The 1,989-nt window shown below is 60.5% G+C and carries 1 protein-coding gene; it reads right to left on the reverse strand.

The window, feature by feature from the left end; genetic code table 11:
• Positions 1 to 94: 94 nt before the first annotated feature.
• The gene (locus tag ACFMPD_RS17475) at positions 95 to 1,861 is read right to left on the reverse strand and encodes a PHA/PHB synthase family protein (protein ID WP_380997302.1); all 1,767 of its coding nucleotides are present in this window, start codon (positions 1,859 to 1,861) and stop codon (positions 95 to 97) included.
• Positions 1,862 to 1,989 lie beyond the last annotated feature (128 nt).

Here is a 1,989-nt window from a genome sequence, read left to right on the forward strand (position 1 = left end):
GGCTGCCGCCGGTGACCAGTGCTGTTCTCGCCATGTCAGTCTCCTTGAATTGAATATGTGTTCCGCCGCATCGCATGCGGCAACGTACCGGCCACTATTTGGCCAGCACGTATGATCCGGGTGCATCCTCGATCACCTCGAGCGCACCATCGCCCGGCACCCGGGCGGGCACCTGTTTGGCGCGGTCCTTGGCCTCGACCCAATCGGCCCAGGCCGGCCACCACGACCCCTTGGTCTCGGTGGCGTTCTCAAACCACTCTTCGTGGTCCTCCGGATAGTCGGGATTCGTCCAGTAGCCGTATTTCGGCCGGTCGCTGGGCGGATTGATGACGCCGGCAATGTGACCCGAGCCGCCCAGCACGAAATTGACCTCGCCGCCCAGCAGTCGCGCGGTCGGATAGACCGAGGTCCAGGGCGCGATATGGTCTTCCTTTGTGGCCAGAACGAAACAGGGTGTCTTGACCTTGCCGATGTCGATCTTGGTGCCGTTCAGCGTCAGTCCGCCGGATTTGCGCAGGGCGTTCTTGAGATAGATCTCTTCGAGATACCAGAGCAGCATCGCCGCCGGCAGCCGGGTCGAATCCGAATTCCAGTACAACAGATCGAAGGCCGGCGGCTTGTTGCCCATCAGATAGTTCATCACGTGGAACGACCAGACCAGGTCGTTCTCGCGGATCATCGAGAACATGTCGCGCAGATGATGGCCTTCGAGATGGCCCTTTTCGGCCATGTGTTCGCGCAGCGCCACCAGCCGGTCCTCGTCGATGAACACGCCGATCTCGCCGACATCGGTAAAGTCCACCATCGTCGCCAGCGTCGTGGCCGAGGCGATGCGGGTGTCCTTTTTCGCCGCCAGATAGGCCAGCGTCGCGGTCACCAGAATGCCGCCGATGCAGAACCCCAGGATATTGACCTTTTTCTCGCCGGTGGCCTGCTCGATCGCGTCCAGCGCCGCCAGCGGACCCTCGTTCATGTAATGCTCAAAGCTTTTCTCGGCATGCTCGGGGCCCGGATTGACCCAGCTGATGATGAACACCGTATGGCCGCGGTCCAGCATGTAACGGACCAGGCTGTTCTTTTCGCGCATGTCCATGATGTAGTATTTGTTGATCCAGGCCGGCACGAACAGGATCGGCCGCTTGCGCTGGGTCTCGGTGCGCGGCTCGAACTGGATCAGCTGCATCAGCTCGTTCTGATAGACCACCTTGCCGGGCGTCGTGCCCAGATCGCGGCCGACGACAAAGGCCGTCTCGTCATTGGTGGCGATGTCCAGGCGGCCATCGCCGCGCTCGAGATCGTCCAGCAGGTTCTTGAACCCGTTCAACAGGCTCTGCCCGTCGGTCTTCAGCAGCTTTTTCTTGGCCTGCGGATTCAGCGCCAGAAAATTGCTGGGCGCCAGGGCGCTGAGGATCTGACGGGTATAGAATTCCACCCTGAGCTGTTCTTTCGAACCCTTGGGAAACTGGTTCAGAATGTCCAGAACCGCCTCTTCCATGGCCAGATACACGTCGCGGCAGACCCGCGCCATCGGATCGTCGCTCCAGGAATCGTCCTTGAACCGGCGGTCCCGGACTTCATTGTCAGCGCCGCTCCAGCCCGACATCCAGACCTTGGCCATGTTGGTAAAGGCCGCCTGCTGGATCGACATCAGCTCGGCCGGCTTGGCGGCGATCGACATCCCCACCTTGGCATAGGCCGCCATGATCGACGCCGTGTCCGATATCGAAAATTCGCCGCCCGTCACCCGTGCCGCCGATAAATTGGCAGCACGTAAAAACAGTTGCTGCGCGCGTTGCATCAGGCTCCAGTACTCCGCCAGCCTTTGTACCAACTGATCTGAATTCTGGTCTGTCATAGCCATGTCGTGCTCCTTGTGCAGTTTCTGTTCTCATGGGACGGGCGACGATATTGCCCCTGCCTGAAGATCGGGGAGAACAAGCGGCAGGGACAAATGGCTTAACCGGGACGTTCGACGCAGAGGGCAACACC

Source organism: Sedimentitalea sediminis (assembly GCF_042687825.1).
Taxonomy (GTDB): domain Bacteria; phylum Pseudomonadota; class Alphaproteobacteria; order Rhodobacterales; family Rhodobacteraceae; genus Sedimentitalea.

Excerpts from the sequence above, each read along its gene's own strand:
- ACFMPD_RS17475 (WP_380997302.1), bottom strand. The coding sequence starts at position 1,861 with ATGGCTATGACAGACCAGAATTCAGATCAGTTGGTACAAAGGCTGGCG.